Origin of the sequence: Micromonospora sp. NBC_00860 (genome assembly GCF_045207375.1) — a bacterium.
GTDB lineage: Bacteria > Actinomycetota > Actinomycetes > Mycobacteriales > Micromonosporaceae > Micromonospora > Micromonospora vinacea.
The window spans coordinates 3,718,950-3,733,367 of the sequence record NZ_CP108825.1 but is presented as its reverse complement, the minus strand read 5'-3'; the positions used below and the strand labels follow the sequence as shown (position 1 = coordinate 3,733,367).

Genomic DNA, 14,418 nt, shown 5'->3' with positions numbered 1-14,418 from the left:
GGTCAGGGGCTTGCGTTGGTCGGAGCCGGGGCTGCTCAGCGGCGACGGCGAGCGACAGCGGTGAGGGCGAGCGCCGCGACGGCGAGCGCGACACCGGAGAGCGCCGGCTTGTGCGTGCCCACCCAGAGCGCCGCGGAACGGTCCCGCGCCTGTTCGACGAACACGCCCGCCGTGCCCCGGTCCGTATCCGCATCGCCGGGATGATCGAGATTGTCCCGCCAGGTCGCCGGATCGATCTCCTCGCCGGTCTGCTGGCTGTCGTAGCCGTCGCGGGCCAGCTTCCGGTCCAGCAGGCCGGGGAACAGGGCGTCGGCCAGCCGGGCCTGCCAGGTCGGGCCGCCCACGTTCAACTCCCGGGTACCGCGGTCGGCGGCCCAGACGATGGCCCGGGCGGCCAGCTCCGGAGTGAAGATCGGCGGCACCGGCTGCGGATGCCGGGGCAGCCGGGTGCGGACCCAGGAGAACTGCGGTGTGTTGATCGCGGGCAGCTGCACCATCGACAACGTCACAGCTGGACAGTCGTGCAGCAGTTCGGCGCGCAGCGAGTCGTTGAACCCCTGGATGGCGTGCTTGCTCGCGCAGTACGCCGACTGCAACGGAATCCCCCGGTAGGCCAACGCCGAACCCACCTGCACGATCGTGCCCCGCCCGTGCGCCCGCATGTGCCGCAGCGCGGCGAGGGTGCCGTGCACCGTACCCAGGTAGGTGACCTCGGTGACCCGGTGGAACTCACGCGCCGGAATCTCCCAGGCCGGCGCGAACACCGACGCCATCGCGTTGTTGACCCACACGTCGATGCCACCCCAGTGGTGCACCACGTCGTCGGCGGCCTGTTGCACCGCGCCCGCGTCGGCCACGTCGACCCGGTACACGCGCACGTCGGTCGCCCCGCGCATCCGGCACTCCCGCTCGGCCGCGACCAGACCCGCCTCGCCGCGAGCCAGCAGCGCCAGCCGGGCACCGCGCGCCGCGTACGCGTGGGCGACGGCCCGGCCGACGCCGGCGCTCGCGCCGGTCACCACGACGGTCCGGGTCACGAGGCCCCCTTCTGTCGGGTGGCGATGTCGGAGAGCCGGTCCAGCGTCTCCCGGTTGCGCAGGTGCAGCACCAGATCGTTGATCTTGTTGTGCACCCACCGCAGCGGGCCGGCGGCGAAGTCCTCCCCGATACGCACCCGGGTGGCGCCCTCACCCACCGGTTCAAGGGTGAAGGCCACGATCGCCTCGCCCGCCGGCCAGAGCCCGGCCTTGAGCACGAGCCGGTGCGGCGGCTCGCAGGCCAGCACCGTCGAGGCGTCCTGCAAGGAGAACGGCCACGGCCCGGCACGGTGGTGCAGTTGGCTGCCCACCCGGGGCCAGGCGTCGTCCACGTCCCGCATGTGCGCCGTACCGACCACCCAGTCGCTGTACGTCCATCCGTCCGCGAGCACGTCGAAAACCTGCTGCGGGGAAGCGTCGATCACTTTCTCCACAATCGCCACCGGGATCCCATACCCGCAGTACGGCACGGCCTAACGACTGACCCGGTTAGCTTCTCTCCGACGGCGGGTAAGGCCGACCCGGGGCAACGCTGACGGAGCTGTCCCACCGCCTCGACGACGACGTTTACTCCTCGGGGCGCAGGGAACCCGCCGGCTGTGCGACAGGACCAGGAGGATCCGTATCAGCGCAGGTCAGCCCAGGTGTACGCCGCTGCTGACCGCGCCGGTTCCGGGTCTGTCGCAAGCCCCCGACCAGTGCTCTACGACGCGGTGCTGCTGGACCGCGACGGCACCCTGATCGAGGACGTGCCGTACAACGGCGACCCGGAGAAGGTGCGGCCGGTGCCGGGCGCGCGGGCGGCACTGGACCGTCTGCGGGCGGCCGGGCTGCGACTGGCGGTCGTCACCAACCAGTCGGGCCTGGCCCGGGGTCACTTCACCGGTGAGCAGATGCGGGCTGTGCACGCCCGCGTCGAGGAGCTGTTGGGCCGGTTCGACGCCTGGCTGGTCTGTCCACACGACGACGCCGACGGCTGTGACTGCCGCAAGCCGGCGCCCGGTCTGGTGTACGCCGCCGCCCGCGAGCTCGGCACGACCGCGTCCCGGTGCGTGCTGGTGGGCGACATCGGCCGAGATGTCGGCGCGGCGCTGGCCGCCGGGGCCGCGGGCGTGCTGGTGCCCACCCCGGTGACCCGGCCGGAAGAGGTCGCCGCCGCGGGATGGGTGGCCACCGATCTGCCGGCGGCGGTGGCGGAGATCCTGCGCCGACAACAGGCCGTGCAGCCCGCGACACCGCCCACCGCACCGGTACGGACGGCCCTGGTGGTCCGCTCGGATTCGGCGGGTGACGTGCTGGTCACCGGCCCGGCGATCCGTGCCGTCGCGGCCGGAGCGGAGCGGGTGGTGCTGTTGTGCGGGCCGCGCGGTCGGGCCGCCGCCAACCTGCTGCCCGGCGTCGACGAGATCATCGAGCATCCGCTGCCGTGGATCGACCCGACACCGGGCCCGGTCGACCCGGAGGCGATGCGGAGCCTCACCGCGCGGCTGGGCGCCGTCGGCGCGGACCAGGCGGTGGTGTTCACCTCGTTCCACCAGTCCGCCCTGCCGCTGGCGCTGCTGTTGCGGATGGCCGGGATCGACCGGATCGCGGCGATCAGCGACGACTATCCGGGCTCGCTGCTGGACATCCGACACCGGGTGCCGGTCGGCGTTCCCGAACCCGAACGTGCCCTCTCCCTGGCCGCCGCCGCCGGCCACCGGCTGCCCGACGGCGACGAACCCGTCCTCCGGCTCCGCCGGGACGCCGTGCCACAGCGCCCGGCGGACCTCGGCGACCCCGGTTACGTGGTGCTGCACCCCGGGTCGGCCGCGTCGAGCCGGGCCTGCCCGCCCGAGGTGGCGACCCGGATCGTCGGGGCGCTGACCGACGCCGGGCACCGGGTGCTGGTCACCGGCGGCCCGGACGAGCGCGCGATCACCGCACGGGTCGCCGCGGCCGGCGGCACCGACCTGGGCGGCCGCACCGACCTGGCCGGGCTGGCGGCGATCGTCGCGGACGCCCGCGCGGTCGTCGTCGGCAACACCGGGCCCGCGCACCTGGCGGCCGCCGCCGGAGTGCCGGTGGTGAGTCTCTTCGCGCCGACCGTCCCGTTCGGCCAGTGGGGGCCCTACCGGGTGCCCACCATTCGGCTCGGCGACGCCGCCGCGCCCTGCCGGGACACCCGGGCGGCCAGCTGCCCGGTCCCCGGGCACCCCTGCCTCGCCGGGGTCGACCCGGACGAGGTGGTCGACGCGCTCCGGACGCTCGCCGTCAGCGGTGGTGGCAGCCGATGAACATCCTGCTCTGGCACGTGCACGGCTCCTGGACCACGTCGTTCGTGCACGGCAGCCACCGCTACCTGATTCCCACCACACCCGACCGCGGCCCCTACGGCCTCGGCCGGGCCCGCACCTACCCGTGGCCGGACAGCGCTGTCGAGGTCAGCCCGGAGGAGCTGCCGGGAGCCGACGTCGACCTGGTCATCCTGCAACGCCCCGAGGAGATCGACCGGGCCGAGGAGTGGCTTCGCCGCCGTCCCGGCCGCGACCTTCCCGCGATCTACGTCGAACACAACACCCCCAAGGGCGACGTGCCGAACACGCGTCACCCGATGGCCGACCGCGACGACCTGCTGATCGCGCACGTCACCGGGTTCAACCAGATCTTCTGGGACACGGGCGCCACCCGCACCACTGTGGTCGACCACGGCATCGTCGCCCCCTCCGCGTCCTACACCGGCGAACTGGACCGACTCGCCGTGGTGATCAACGAGCCGGTCCGGCGAGGTCGGGTCACCGGCACCGACCTGCTGCCCCAGTTCGCCGAGATCGCGCCGCTGGACGTGTTCGGCATGGGCGTCGCCGGTCTGGCCGACCACCTCGGGCTGCCCGCCGACCGGCTCACCAGCCACGACGACGTGCCCCAGGACCGGATGCACGCCGAACTGGCCCGGCGGCGGGCGTACCTGCACCTGTGCCGGTGGACCTCCCTCGGGCTCAGCCTGATCGAGGCGATGGCGATCGGCATGCCGGTCGTCGCGCTCGCCACCACCGAGGCGGTGATGGCGGTGCCCCCGGAGGCGGGGGCGCTCGCCACCCGGACCGACACCCTGCTCGACGCCGCCCGCCGGTTCATCACCGAACCGGCGACCGCGCGTCAGGCCGGAGCGGCGGCGAGAACCGCCGCGCGCGACAGGTACGGCCTCGACCGTTTCCTCGCTGACTGGGACCGGCTGCTGGAGGAGGAAGTATGCGGATCGCGATGATCTCGGAGCACGCCAGCCCGCTCGCCGTCCTCGGAGGGGAGGATGCCGGCGGCCAGAACACGCACGTCGCGGAGCTGTCCGCCGCGCTCGCCGCCGCCGGGCACGAGGTGCGGGTCTACACCCGCCGCGACGCGCCCGACCTGCCGGTGACCGTCCGCAGCCCGGACGGGTACGACGTGGTGCACGTGCCGGCCGGCCCGGCCGAGCCGGTGGCCAAGGACGCGCTGCTGCCGCACATGCGGGACTTCAGCAACTGGCTGATCGAGCGCTGGCGCGGCGGCGACTGGGTGCCCGAGGTGATCCACGCGCACTTCTGGATGAGCGGTCTGGCCGGGCTGACCGCCGGCCGGCAGACCGGGGTGCCGGTGGTGCAGACGTACCACGCGCTGGGCACTGTGAAGCGCCGCTACCAGGGTGTGCAGGACACCAGCCCGGCCCGACGGGTCTCCTACGAGCGGGAGTTGGGCCGCTCGGTGGACCGGATCGTCGCGCAGTGCCGCGACGAGGTGGGCGAGCTGGTCCGGATGGGGGTGCCCCGGTCCCGGATGACAGTGGTGCCCTCCGGGGTCAACCTCAGCACCTTCGCCCCGCTCGGACCGGCCGCCGACCGGGAACCGGGACGGGCCCGGATCCTCACAGTGGGTCGGCTGGTCGAGCGCAAGGGCTTCCAGACCGTGATCCGCGCGATGGCGCTGGTCCCGGACGCCGAGTGCGTGGTCGTCGGCGGCCCACCCGAAGGGCTGTTGGAGACCGACCCGTACGCCCGCCGGTTGCGGGCCCTCGCGGAGTCGTGCGGGGTGGCCGACCGGGTGCACCTGGTCGGCGCGGTGCCCCGGGAGGAGATGGGCCGCTGGTACCGCTCGGCGGACCTGCTGGTCGCGGCGCCCTGGTACGAGCCGTTCGGATTGACCCCGCTGGAGGCGATGGCGTGTGGGGTGCCGGTCGTCGGCACGGCGGTGGGTGGCATCCGGGACACGGTGGTCGACGGGACGACCGGTGACCTCGTGCCGGCCCGGGACCCGCACGCGCTGGCCACCGCGATCCAGGGCTTGCTCGACGACCGGATCAGGCGTTTCGCGTACGCGACGGCGGCCCGTGAGCGGGCCCGGGCACGGTACTCGTGGGCGGCCACCGCCGAGCGGCTGGTCGAGGTCTACAGCGAGGTGGCGGCCGTGCGCCGGCCGACGCGGGTGGTGGCCTGATGCCGACGGGCAGCCTGCTCGACACCCACCTGACGAATCTCGCCGCGGCGCTGGTGCCGTACCGGCGGTGTGAGCGACAGCTGGCGCGCTGGGGCGCGGACCTTGCCCACCGGCTGGCCGCCGGGGGTCGCCTGCTGGTCGCCGGTAACGGCGGCAGCGCTGCCGAGGCCCAGCACCTCACCGCCGAGCTGGTGGGCAAGCTGCACGACGACCGTCAGCCGCTGTCCGCGATCGCGCTGCACGCCGAGACGAGCGCGCTCACCGCCATCGCCAACGACTACGGCTACGCCGACGTGTACGCCCGTCAGGTGCGCGCCCACGGCCGGCCCGGCGACGTCCTGCTGCTGCTGAGCACCAGTGGGACCAGCCAGAACCTGGTCACCGCTGCGCAGGCCGCCCGTGACGTCGGTGTGACCACCTGGGCGCTCACCGGCGCCGCCCCCAATCCGCTCGCCGACGCCTGCGACGAGGTGCTGGCCGTCGCGTCCCCGGACACCCAGGTCGTCCAGGAGCTGCACCTGGTGACCAGTCATCTGCTCTGCGAGTACCTCGAACAGGAGTTGCCCGCCGCGCTGGCGGCGGTCGCCGATCCGGTGGCCGTCCACGCCGCGTCGGGGACGCCGGCGCCGGTACGCACCGGGGTCGAGGTGGTGCTCGACGGCGGGGCCGGACAGCAGGTCGACGCGTGAGGATGAGGAGGCAAGCGTGAGGGGACCGGTGGTGGTGCTCGGGGACACCCTGCTCGACCGGGATGTGGAAGGTGTGGTGAACCGGCTCTGCCCGGATTCCCCGGTGCCGGTGCTCGACGAGACAGCGGCCACCGACCGGCCGGGGGGCGCCGGACTGGCAGCGGTGTTCGCCGCCGCGCAGGGCGCCGAGGTGGTGCTGGTGACAGCGCTCGCCGACGACGCCGGCGGGGCCCGGCTGAGCGCTCTGCTCGCCGCCGCCGGCGTGCAGGTGTTCCCCCTGGCCCTCTCCGGCGCGACACCGGAGAAGATCCGGCTGCGGGCCCGGGGGCGGGTGCTGCTGCGCCACGACCGGGGCGGCACGTCCGGGGAGCCGGGCCAGCCCTCCGACGAGGTGCTCCGGGTGATCGGCGCGGCGTCGGCGGTGCTGGTCAGCGACTACGGGCGGGGGGTGGCCCGGCAGCCCGCGCTGCGTGACGCCTTGGCCGCCACCCGCGCGCCGGTGGTGTGGGACCCGCATCCGCGCGGCCCGGCGGCGGTGCCCGGCGTGCACCTGGCCACCCCGAACGAGTCCGAGGTGCGCGAGCTGGTCCCCGCGCTGCCCGGCGCCTCCCGACTGGCCACCGCGTCCCGCGGCGCCCAGGGGCTCCGGCGGCGCTGGCGGGCCGGCGCTGTCGCGGTGACGCTCGGCGGTGACGGCGCGCTGCTCTGCCACGCCGGGTCGACGCCGCTGGTGGTACCGACGCCGGGTAGCGCCGAGGGGGACACCTGCGGCGCCGGCGACCGGTTCGCGGCGGCGGCCAGCCTCGCGCTGGCCCAGGGCGCGCTGGTCTCCGAGGCGGTGCAGGTGGCGGTCGCCGAGGCGTCCGCGTACGTGGCGGGTGGGGGAGTGGCGACGGCGCTGCCTCCGTCGGCGCCCGCGGTGCGCGCCGGAAGCGGGTTGGGGTCGCGAACCGCGCAGTCCCGGCCGCGGGGCGGCGCGGTGACCGCGGGGGTGGCCGACCGGGTGGGGGTCGCTGCCGTCGCCACGCTCCTGGGCGAGGTACGCGCCGCTGGCGGCACTGTGGTGGCGACCGGCGGCTGCTTCGACCTGCTGCACGCCGGGCACGTGGCCACCCTGCAGGCGGCCCGGCAGCTCGGTGACTGCCTGATCGTGTGCCTGAACTCCGATGCCAGCGTGGCCGGGTTGAAGGGGCCGGACCGGCCGGTGCAGTCCGAAGGTGACCGCAGCCGGCTGCTGGCCGCCCTGAGCTGCGTCGACGCGGTGCTCATCTTCGACGAGCCGACCCCGGAGGCGGCCCTGTCCTGGGTACGCCCCGACGTCTGGGTCAAGGGCGGCGACTACGCCACCGGTGGTGGGGACGCGAGCGCCACACTGCCGGAGGCGGAGGTCCTGCGCCGTTGGGGTGGGAACACGGTGGTGGTGCCCTACCTGGACGGTCGTTCCACCACCGACCTGATCGTCCGCACGCTCGCGGAGCGGACCCGATGACCGCCACGCGGCCCGGCGCCGGGCCCACCGTCCTGGTCACCGGCGGTGCCAGCGGGCTCGGCGCGGCAGTGGTCGCCGCGGTGGCCGCCTCCGGTGGCCGACCGCTCGTGCTGGACCGGCAGCCGCCGGTCGACGGGGTGTCCTGGACCGAGTGCGACCTGGCCGACACGCGAGCCGCTGAGGTGGCCACCCAGCACCTCGCCGAGCAGGCCGGTGGCCTGGACGCGGTGGTCACCGCCGCCGGCACCGACGTGCCGGGTCGACTCGCCGACGTGCCGGGGGAGACCTGGGACCGGATCGTCGCCGTCGACCTGCTGGCGACCGCGGCGGTGATCCGGGCCGCGCTGCCGTTCCTGCTGACCTCCCGGGGCCGCATCGTCACTGTCGCCTCCACACTGGGCGTCAAGGCGGTCAGCGACGCCACCGCGTACTGCGCGGCGAAGTTCGGGGTGGTGGGGTTCACCCGGGCCCTCGCCGCCGAGCTGGCCGGTCAGGTCGGCGTCACCCTGCTCATTCCGGGCGGGATGCGCACCGCGTTCTTCGACGAACGGGACCCGCAGTACAAGCCCGGGCCGGACGCGATCCTCAACGAGCCCGCCGACACCGCCGCCGCGATCATGTTCGCGCTGAACCAGCCGTCCGGCTGCGCGGTGCGCGAGATGGTGGTCTGCGCCGAGCAGGAGACCTCGTACCCGTGATCCTCGTGCTGCGCGCCCTCGGCGTCGGCGACCTGGTGACTGCGGTGCCCGCGCTGCGGGCGCTGCGGGCCGCGTACCCGTCGCGGGAGTTGGCGCTCGCCGCGCCCGGCTGGCTGGCCCCGCTGGTCGACCTGGTCGGTGGCGTCGACCGGTTGGTGGACACCACCGGGCTGGACCGACCGCTGCGGGTCGGGTCGGCCCCGCAGGTCGCTGTCAACCTGCATGGGCGCGGTCCACAGTCGCACCGGCTGCTCGCCGCCGCCCGGCCCGGTCGGCTGCTCGCCTTCGCCAACCCGGACGCCGGCTGCGCCGACGGCCCACGCTGGGCCGTGGACGAGCACGAGGTGGACCGGTGGTGCCGGCTGCTGTCCTGGTACGGCATTCCGGCCGACCGCGCCGACCTCAACCTGCGTCGGCCCGCGTCGGCGGGGCTGCCCAGCGGTGTCACAGTGCTGCACCCGGGGAGCAAGGTCCCCGCCAAGCGGTGGCCGGCCGAGCGGTTCGCCGCGCTGGCCCGGGCACTGACCGACCAGGGGCACCGGGTGCTGCTCACCGGCTCGGCCGACGAACGGGCGTTGGCCTCCCGGGTGGCCGAGGCGGCGGGCCTGCCCTCGGACGCCGTGCTGGCCGGCCGGACCGACCTCGGCGCGCTCGCCGCGCTGGTGGCCGACGCCCGACTGGTGGTCAGCGGGGACACCGGCGTCGCCCACCTGGCCACCGGGTACGGCACCCCGTCGGTCGTCCTCTTCGGGCCGGTGCCACCGGCGCACTGGGGGCCGCCACCGGACCGGCCACGGCACCGGGTGCTCTGGGCCGGCGAGGGTGATTGGCCCAGGTGGGACGGGGTAGGAAGCCACCCGACGATGGCGGCTCTGCGTCTCGACGAGGTGCTGGCCGCGGTGGCCGAGGTGGAGAGGCTGGTGCGGGTCTCCGGTGCGGTTGCGGCGTAGTGACCCGGGTCGACCGGGGTACGGACGGCGTCGGCGCGGACGGGGCTGGCTCTTCGTCGACCCGTCCGGGGATCCGGTGCGGGATCCGGATGTCCTGGCCCGGCTGCGGGAGTTGGTCATCCCCCCGGCCTGGCAGGACGTCTGGATCGCGCCGCATCCGAACGGGCACATCCAGGCGATCGGGATCGACGCGGCCGGTCGTAAGCAGTACATCTACCACCCGCGGTGGCGGGAGAAGCAGGACGAGGCGAAGTTCGACCACATGCTGGAGGTGGCCCGCCGGCTGCCGACGCTGCGCGAACGGGTGGGGCGTGACCTGGACGGCCGTGGACTGGGCCGGGACCGGGTGCTGGCGACGGTGGCCCGACTGCTGGACATGGGGATGTTCCGGGTCGGCAGCGACCAGTACGCCAACGGCGACGACCCGACGTACGGGGTGTCCACCCTGCGCCCGGAGCATGCCCGGTCCCGGCGTGGCTGTGTGGTGTTCGTGTTTCCCGCGAAGGGGGGCATCGAACAGGTACGCCGGATCGAGGACCCGGAGCTGTGCCAGGTGCTGGTGAATCTGCGCCGTCGTCGGCGACAGGCGGAGCGGCTGTTCGGCTACTGGGACGGTCGGGAGTGGCGTGACGTGCGCAGCGACGAGGTCAACGGGTACCTGCGTGACGCCAGCGGTGGGGAGATGACAGCGAAGGACTTCCGCACCTGGCACGCCACAGTGCTCGCGGCCACCGAGCTGGCCACCGTCGGTCCGGCGCGCTCGGTGACCGCCCGGCGCAAGGCGGTGGTGGCCGTGATGCGTGAGGTGGCGGATCTGCTGGGCAACACGCCGACGGTGGCTCGGGCGTCGTACGTGGACCCTCGGGTGGTCGACCTCTACCACGACGGGGTGGTGGCGCCGGTGGATCCGCAGGCGCCTCGGGAGGAGGCGGAGCGGGTCGTCCTGAAGTTGCTGGAGGGGGCCTGACCGGCCCCGTCGGCGATTCTGGGGGGAAGCGCGACGGGGCCGGAGCCTCGGCGTCAGCGGGGTGCCACCGGGCGGCCGCCCGCCGCTCGCGCGGCGGGCGCCTCGCCACGGCCCCCGTTGGCGACCCACCAGGCGATGGCCGGCCGCGTTGGTGTCAGTCTGCCGGCAGCGAGTTGACAGTGGATGCCTGGCGGTTGACGATCCGCGCCAAATCCGAGCCACTGTCGCGGTGTTCCTGCGCGGTGATGCCGTACGCGGCCCGGAATGCCCGGCTGAAGTGGGCCTTGTCGGGAAATCCCCACCGCGCCGCGACGGCCTGCACGGGCTGGTTGCGCAACGCCGGGTCGGTCAGGTCGCGCCAGCACCGGGCCAGCCGCAGCTCCCGGATGTAGGACGCCACAGTGGCGTCCTCGGCCTCGAACAACCGGTGCAGGGACCGCACCGAGATGTGGTGGGCGTCGGCGACGACCTGCGGGCCGAGCGTCGCGTCGCCGAGGTTGCGGTGGATGTACGACTGCACCTGGGTGAGCAGCGCCCGGCGGCGGACCTCGGTGGGAACGGCGTCCTCGGCGACGAGGTGCCGGCCGAGCATTGTGGTGGCCAGGTCGAGCCCCACCGCGCCGAGCCGGCTGGCGTCGGCGGCATGGTACTGCTCGGGGTGCCCGGTGACCTGGAGCAGGAACTGCGCCAACAGCGCCCCGATCCCCTCGCTGCCGGACATCCGGCCGCCGTAGAGCGCGGCCATCCGCTGTGGTGGCAGGGGCAGCGCGGCGTGCGGGATCAGCGTGATGATCGAGGTCGCGTCTTCGCGCTCCGGTTCGTTGGCGTGGTGGCACACGTCGTGGGGCCGGGACGCGTCGTAGAAGGTGAACTCGCCGGCCAGGATCTCGCTGTGGCGACCGTCCTGGCTGGACGTGCCGATGCCGCCGGTGGTAAGGGCGAGGATGTACAGCTCCGGGTCGGACTGACGGACCAGCTTCCGGGTCCGGGTGGCGTCCAGGGACGGGTATTCGTACTGCACCAGCTGGATCGGGCCGAGCCCGATGAAGTCGGCGCGGGCGGCGAAGTCGTCGCTGTGCGCGGACTGGATGCGCAGCGGCGCCGAGGTGCGCGCCACCAGGTCCAGCCACATGCCGAACCGTTCACCCGGTGGCAGGACCGTGGTGTCGACGGTGTCTCTCGGTAGCATCGGACTCCCTCAGCCCGCTCGACGCCGGATCAGTGCCTCCACGCCGTCGAGGATCCGGTCCAGGCCGAAGACGAACTCGTCGTCGGGGTCGTCGTCCTGGTGAAGCACACCGGCGTTGAGCACCCGGTGCAGCGCGGGGAAGCGGGCGGGGTCGATGAGCCTGGCCACCAGCCGACCGTACGCCGGCATCATCTCGCTCGGCTCGACGCCGGCCGCCCGGCTGCCCTCGGCGATCTGCGAGGTGAGGGTGGCCTCGTTGCGGACGTACCCGGTGATCAGCAGGAGCACCGACATCTTCTCGCCCTCACCGAGCGTGGTGCCGTCGAGGCAGCGCAGCCCGTCCTCCAGCCAGCCGAGCTGCTGCGGGGTGATCGGTGGGCCGCTGATCGGCACGTGTAGCAGCCAGGACCGTTGCCGCAGCACCAGGTGCTCGGCCCAGGCCCACCGGGTGAGGCCGGCACGCCAGTCGTCCTCCGGTGGGGGTGGGCCGGGGGACGGGCCGTACCCGGTGTCCACCATGAGCATCAGCAGCTCGTCCTTCGAGCCGACGTAGCGGTAGAGGGCCATGGTCGCGGCGCCCAACTCCTTGGCCACCCGGCTCATCGAGACGGCCGCCAGGCCGTCGGCGTCGGCCACCCGAATGGCGGCGTCCACGATGGTGGGCACGCTCATCCCCGGCCGTGGGCCCTTGGGTGGTCGTTCCCGCAGCCCCCACGCGCTCTCGATCGCCGGCGGGAGTACGGGCCCGCTGTCGTCTGTCTTCGCCGCCACATTTCCTCCTTGCCCCGCCATCCTAGTTCTGCGTATGGTCTACGCATAACAGCGTACGTCATACGCAGAGGAGAAACTGATCATGACGACCACCACACCGGCACCGCGGGCGGGCCGACGGGAGTGGATCGGGCTCACGGTGCTGATGCTGCCGCTGCTGCTGGTCTCGATGGACGTGTCGGTGCTCTACTTCGCCGTCCCGTTCATCAGCGCCGAGTTGCGCCCCACCGCCACCGAGCAGCTCTGGATCTTCGACATCTACGGCTTCGTGCTGGCCGGGCTGCTCATCACCATGGGCGCCCTGGGTGACCGGATCGGCCGACGCCGGCTCCTGCTCATCGGCGCCACCGCCTTCGGGGCGGCGTCGCTGCTGGCCGCGTACGCCGACAGCACCGCGACGCTGATCGCCGCGCGCGCCGTGCTCGGGGTCGGTGGGGCCACCCTGATGCCCTCCACGCTCGCCCTGGTGCGCAACATGTTCCACGACGCCAGGCAGCGCGGCACCGCCATCGCCGTCTGGACCGCCACCCTCACCGGCGGCATCGCGATCGGCCCGGTGCTCAGCGGCATCCTGCTGGAGCACTTCTGGTGGGGTTCCATCTTCCTGATCAACATCCCGGCGATGCTCATGCTGCTCCTGCTCGCCCCGCTCCTGGTGCCCGAGTTCCGCAACCCGGCCACCGGGCGGTTCGACCTGGTCAGCGCGGCCCTGTCGCTCGGCGCGCTGCTGCCGGTGATCTACGGCATCAAGGAGATGGCGCGCGACGGCCTCAGCCCGGTGCGGGTGCTCGCCATCGTCGGCGGCCTGCTGGTGGGCGCGCTCTTCCTGCACCGGCAGCGGACCCGGGCGTACCCGATGGTCGATCTCGCGCTGTTCCGCCGCCGCGGCTTCGCCGGGTCGCTCGCTGTCAACCTGCTGGCGATGTTCGCCATCGTCGGCTTCGCCATCTTCACCACCCAGCACCTCCAACTGGTGCTCGGTCTGAGCCCGCTACGGGCGGCGCTGTGGAGCCTCGTGCCGTCCCTCGCCGTTGGCGGAGTCGCACCGGCCGCCGCCGCCCTCGCCCAGCGCGTCGAACGGGCGTACCTCATCGGTGCGGGGTTCGGGATCGCGGTGCTCGGCTTCGTGGTGTTGACCCAGGTCACGCCGGAGACGCCGCTGTGGCTGCTGCTCGTCGGCGCCAGTGTCTACGCGGGTGGCCTGGTGATGGTCATGTCCCTCGTCACCGAACTGGTCCTCGGCGCGGCACCGCCCGAGCAGGCCGGCGTCGCGTCGGCGCTGACCGAGTCCAGCAGTGAGCTGGGCGGTGCGCTGGGACTGGCGATCCTGGGCAGCGTGGGAGCGGCGGTCTACCGCCGCGAGATCGTCGACGGCCTGCCGGCCGGGCTGCCCGCCGACACCGGCGCCGCGGCCCAGGAGACCCTTGGTGGTGCGCTCGCTGTCGCGCAGGGGCTGCCGGCGGATCTGGCGGACGCGGTGCGGCACGCCGCCGCTGTCGCGTTCACCGACGGGCTGCACCTGGCCGCGTACGCCGCCATGGTGGTGATGCTGCTCGGCGCGGTCACCGCGCTGGTCACGCTGCGCGGCGTCCGACCGGCCGACCCCACGGCGCTGGCCGTCGAGCCGACCGGTCCGGCCGATGCCTCGTTGTCGTCGGTCAGTCGATGAGCACGTGCGCGAGGCGGTCGCGGAAACGCCGCTCGGAGTCGCTGACCGACTCGCCGCCGATGCCCAGCAGCCCACCGCTGGACGCGGCGCCCACCACCTGCTCGGCGATCTTCACGAGCCAGTGCTTGTACGCGCCGGCCTCGCCCTCGTCGACCCGGCCGGCCAGCAGCTCGGCGGCCTGGCCGGCCCGCAGCAGCACGTCGTCGATGTACGCCCCGGGGTCGGCGGGCGCGATGGCCGGCAACTCCTCGCCGGTGTCCGGGTCACCGACCCGGGTGACGATCTCGCCGGCCACGGCGGCGACCAGTGGGCTGGCCGACTCCCGCCCGGCGGCGATGGTCTCCAGCCCGGCCGCGTTCTCCGCCATGGTCCGGCGGGTGCCGTCGGACTCGGCGGCGCTCGCCGCGGTCAGCACCGACTGCGGCAGGCCGACCAGCAGCCCCCACTCCCCGTCGGAGAAACCGAAACCGGTGTACGCCGGCTGCTCGATCACGGCAATGCCCCTTCCGC

The 14,418-nt window shown here is 73.9% G+C and carries 13 protein-coding genes and 2 pseudogenes; 10 read left to right on the top strand and 5 right to left on the bottom strand.

What is annotated here, in order from left to right; all coding sequences use genetic code 11:
• Positions 1-35: 35 nt before the first annotated feature.
• Together OH804_RS17100 and OH804_RS17095 are read right to left on the bottom strand one after the other, a co-directional pair.
• Positions 36-1,037, bottom strand: coding sequence for an SDR family oxidoreductase (locus OH804_RS17100; RefSeq protein WP_406066366.1), 1,002 nt, complete (start codon positions 1,035-1,037; stop codon positions 36-38).
• Positions 1,034-1,480 carry an SRPBCC family protein gene (locus OH804_RS17095; protein ID WP_196922187.1) on the bottom strand — a complete coding sequence of 149 codons (447 nt, stop codon included), beginning with the start codon at positions 1,478-1,480 and terminating at the stop codon, positions 1,034-1,036. Before OH804_RS17095 ends, OH804_RS17100 begins: the two co-directional genes overlap by 4 nt.
• 156 nt (positions 1,481-1,636) lie before the next feature.
• Here OH804_RS17095 and OH804_RS17090 point away from each other — a divergent pair, with 156 nt between their 5' ends.
• The 9 genes and pseudogenes from OH804_RS17090 to OH804_RS17050 all read left to right on the top strand — a co-directional run bounded on the left by OH804_RS17090 (position 1,637) and on the right by OH804_RS17050 (position 10,279).
• Positions 1,637-3,313 carry an HAD-IIIA family hydrolase gene (locus OH804_RS17090; protein ID WP_406066363.1) on the top strand — a complete coding sequence of 559 codons (1,677 nt, stop codon included), beginning with the start codon at positions 1,637-1,639 and terminating at the stop codon, positions 3,311-3,313.
• Positions 3,310-4,284 (top strand): glycosyltransferase, encoded by a 975-nt coding sequence (locus tag OH804_RS17085; protein WP_196922190.1) that lies wholly within the window; start codon positions 3,310-3,312, stop codon positions 4,282-4,284. The genes OH804_RS17090 and OH804_RS17085 overlap by 4 nt, the downstream gene beginning before the upstream one ends.
• Positions 4,269-5,486 carry a glycosyltransferase gene (locus OH804_RS17080; RefSeq protein WP_196922192.1) on the top strand — a complete coding sequence of 406 codons (1,218 nt, stop codon included), beginning with the start codon at positions 4,269-4,271 and terminating at the stop codon, positions 5,484-5,486. Before OH804_RS17085 ends, OH804_RS17080 begins: the two co-directional genes overlap by 16 nt.
• Complete coding sequence (locus tag OH804_RS17075) at positions 5,486-6,175, top strand: SIS domain-containing protein (RefSeq protein WP_372432983.1); 690 nt, start codon at positions 5,486-5,488, stop codon at positions 6,173-6,175. The genes OH804_RS17080 and OH804_RS17075 overlap by 1 nt, the downstream gene beginning before the upstream one ends.
• Positions 6,176-6,191: 16 nt before the next feature.
• Positions 6,192-7,019: pseudogene (locus OH804_RS17070) on the top strand (PfkB family carbohydrate kinase); the annotation flags it as partial.
• Between the two features lie 150 nt (positions 7,020-7,169).
• A pseudogene (locus tag OH804_RS17065) lies at positions 7,170-7,634 on the top strand (adenylyltransferase/cytidyltransferase family protein); the annotation flags it as partial.
• Between the two features lie 26 nt (positions 7,635-7,660).
• Complete coding sequence (locus OH804_RS17060) at positions 7,661-8,362, top strand: SDR family oxidoreductase (RefSeq protein ID WP_196922196.1); 702 nt, start codon at positions 7,661-7,663, stop codon at positions 8,360-8,362.
• Positions 8,359-9,312, top strand: a complete 954-nt coding sequence (locus OH804_RS17055; protein WP_196922198.1) for a glycosyltransferase family 9 protein — start codon at positions 8,359-8,361, stop codon at positions 9,310-9,312. Before OH804_RS17060 ends, OH804_RS17055 begins: the two co-directional genes overlap by 4 nt.
• On the top strand, positions 9,296-10,279 hold the full coding sequence (locus OH804_RS17050; protein ID WP_196922199.1) for a DNA topoisomerase IB: 984 nt from the start codon (positions 9,296-9,298) through the stop codon (positions 10,277-10,279). The genes OH804_RS17055 and OH804_RS17050 overlap by 17 nt, the downstream gene beginning before the upstream one ends.
• Before the next feature lie 154 nt (positions 10,280-10,433).
• On the opposite strand, the gene OH804_RS17045 is transcribed toward OH804_RS17050, so the two are convergent.
• Together OH804_RS17045 and OH804_RS17040 are read right to left on the bottom strand one after the other, a co-directional pair.
• Positions 10,434-11,468, bottom strand: coding sequence for a helix-turn-helix domain-containing protein (locus OH804_RS17045; RefSeq protein WP_406066359.1), 1,035 nt, complete (start codon positions 11,466-11,468; stop codon positions 10,434-10,436).
• A 9-nt stretch (positions 11,469-11,477) separates the two neighbouring features.
• Entirely contained in the window at positions 11,478-12,239 is a 762-nt protein-coding gene (locus OH804_RS17040) for a TetR/AcrR family transcriptional regulator (RefSeq protein ID WP_406066357.1), read from the bottom strand.
• Positions 12,240-12,321: 82 nt separating this feature from the next.
• On the opposite strand from OH804_RS17040, the gene OH804_RS17035 reads away from it, so the two are divergent.
• Positions 12,322-13,908, top strand: coding sequence for an MFS transporter (locus tag OH804_RS17035; protein ID WP_406066355.1), 1,587 nt, complete (start codon positions 12,322-12,324; stop codon positions 13,906-13,908).
• Here the strand turns inward: OH804_RS17035 and OH804_RS17030 are convergent.
• Positions 13,898-14,401, bottom strand: coding sequence for a hypothetical protein (locus OH804_RS17030; RefSeq protein WP_196922206.1), 504 nt, complete (start codon positions 14,399-14,401; stop codon positions 13,898-13,900). The genes OH804_RS17035 and OH804_RS17030 overlap by 11 nt on opposite strands.
• Positions 14,402-14,418: the final 17 nt, after the last annotated feature.

Bases quoted from the DNA above. Each gene is read 5' to 3' on its own strand.
- OH804_RS17085 (WP_196922190.1), top strand. From the start codon at position 3,310: ATGAACATCCTGCTCTGGCACGTGCACGGCTCCTGGACCACGTCGTTC.
- OH804_RS17080 (WP_196922192.1), top strand. From the start codon at position 4,269: ATGCGGATCGCGATGATCTCGGAGCACGCCAGCCCGCTCGCCGTCCTC.
- OH804_RS17075 (WP_372432983.1), top strand. From the start codon at position 5,486: ATGCCGACGGGCAGCCTGCTCGACACCCACCTGACGAATCTCGCCGCG.
- OH804_RS17060 (WP_196922196.1), top strand. From the start codon at position 7,661: ATGACCGCCACGCGGCCCGGCGCCGGGCCCACCGTCCTGGTCACCGGC.
- OH804_RS17045 (WP_406066359.1), bottom strand. From the start codon at position 11,468: ATGCTACCGAGAGACACCGTCGACACCACGGTCCTGCCACCGGGTGAA.
- OH804_RS17035 (WP_406066355.1), top strand. From the start codon at position 12,322: ATGACGACCACCACACCGGCACCGCGGGCGGGCCGACGGGAGTGGATC.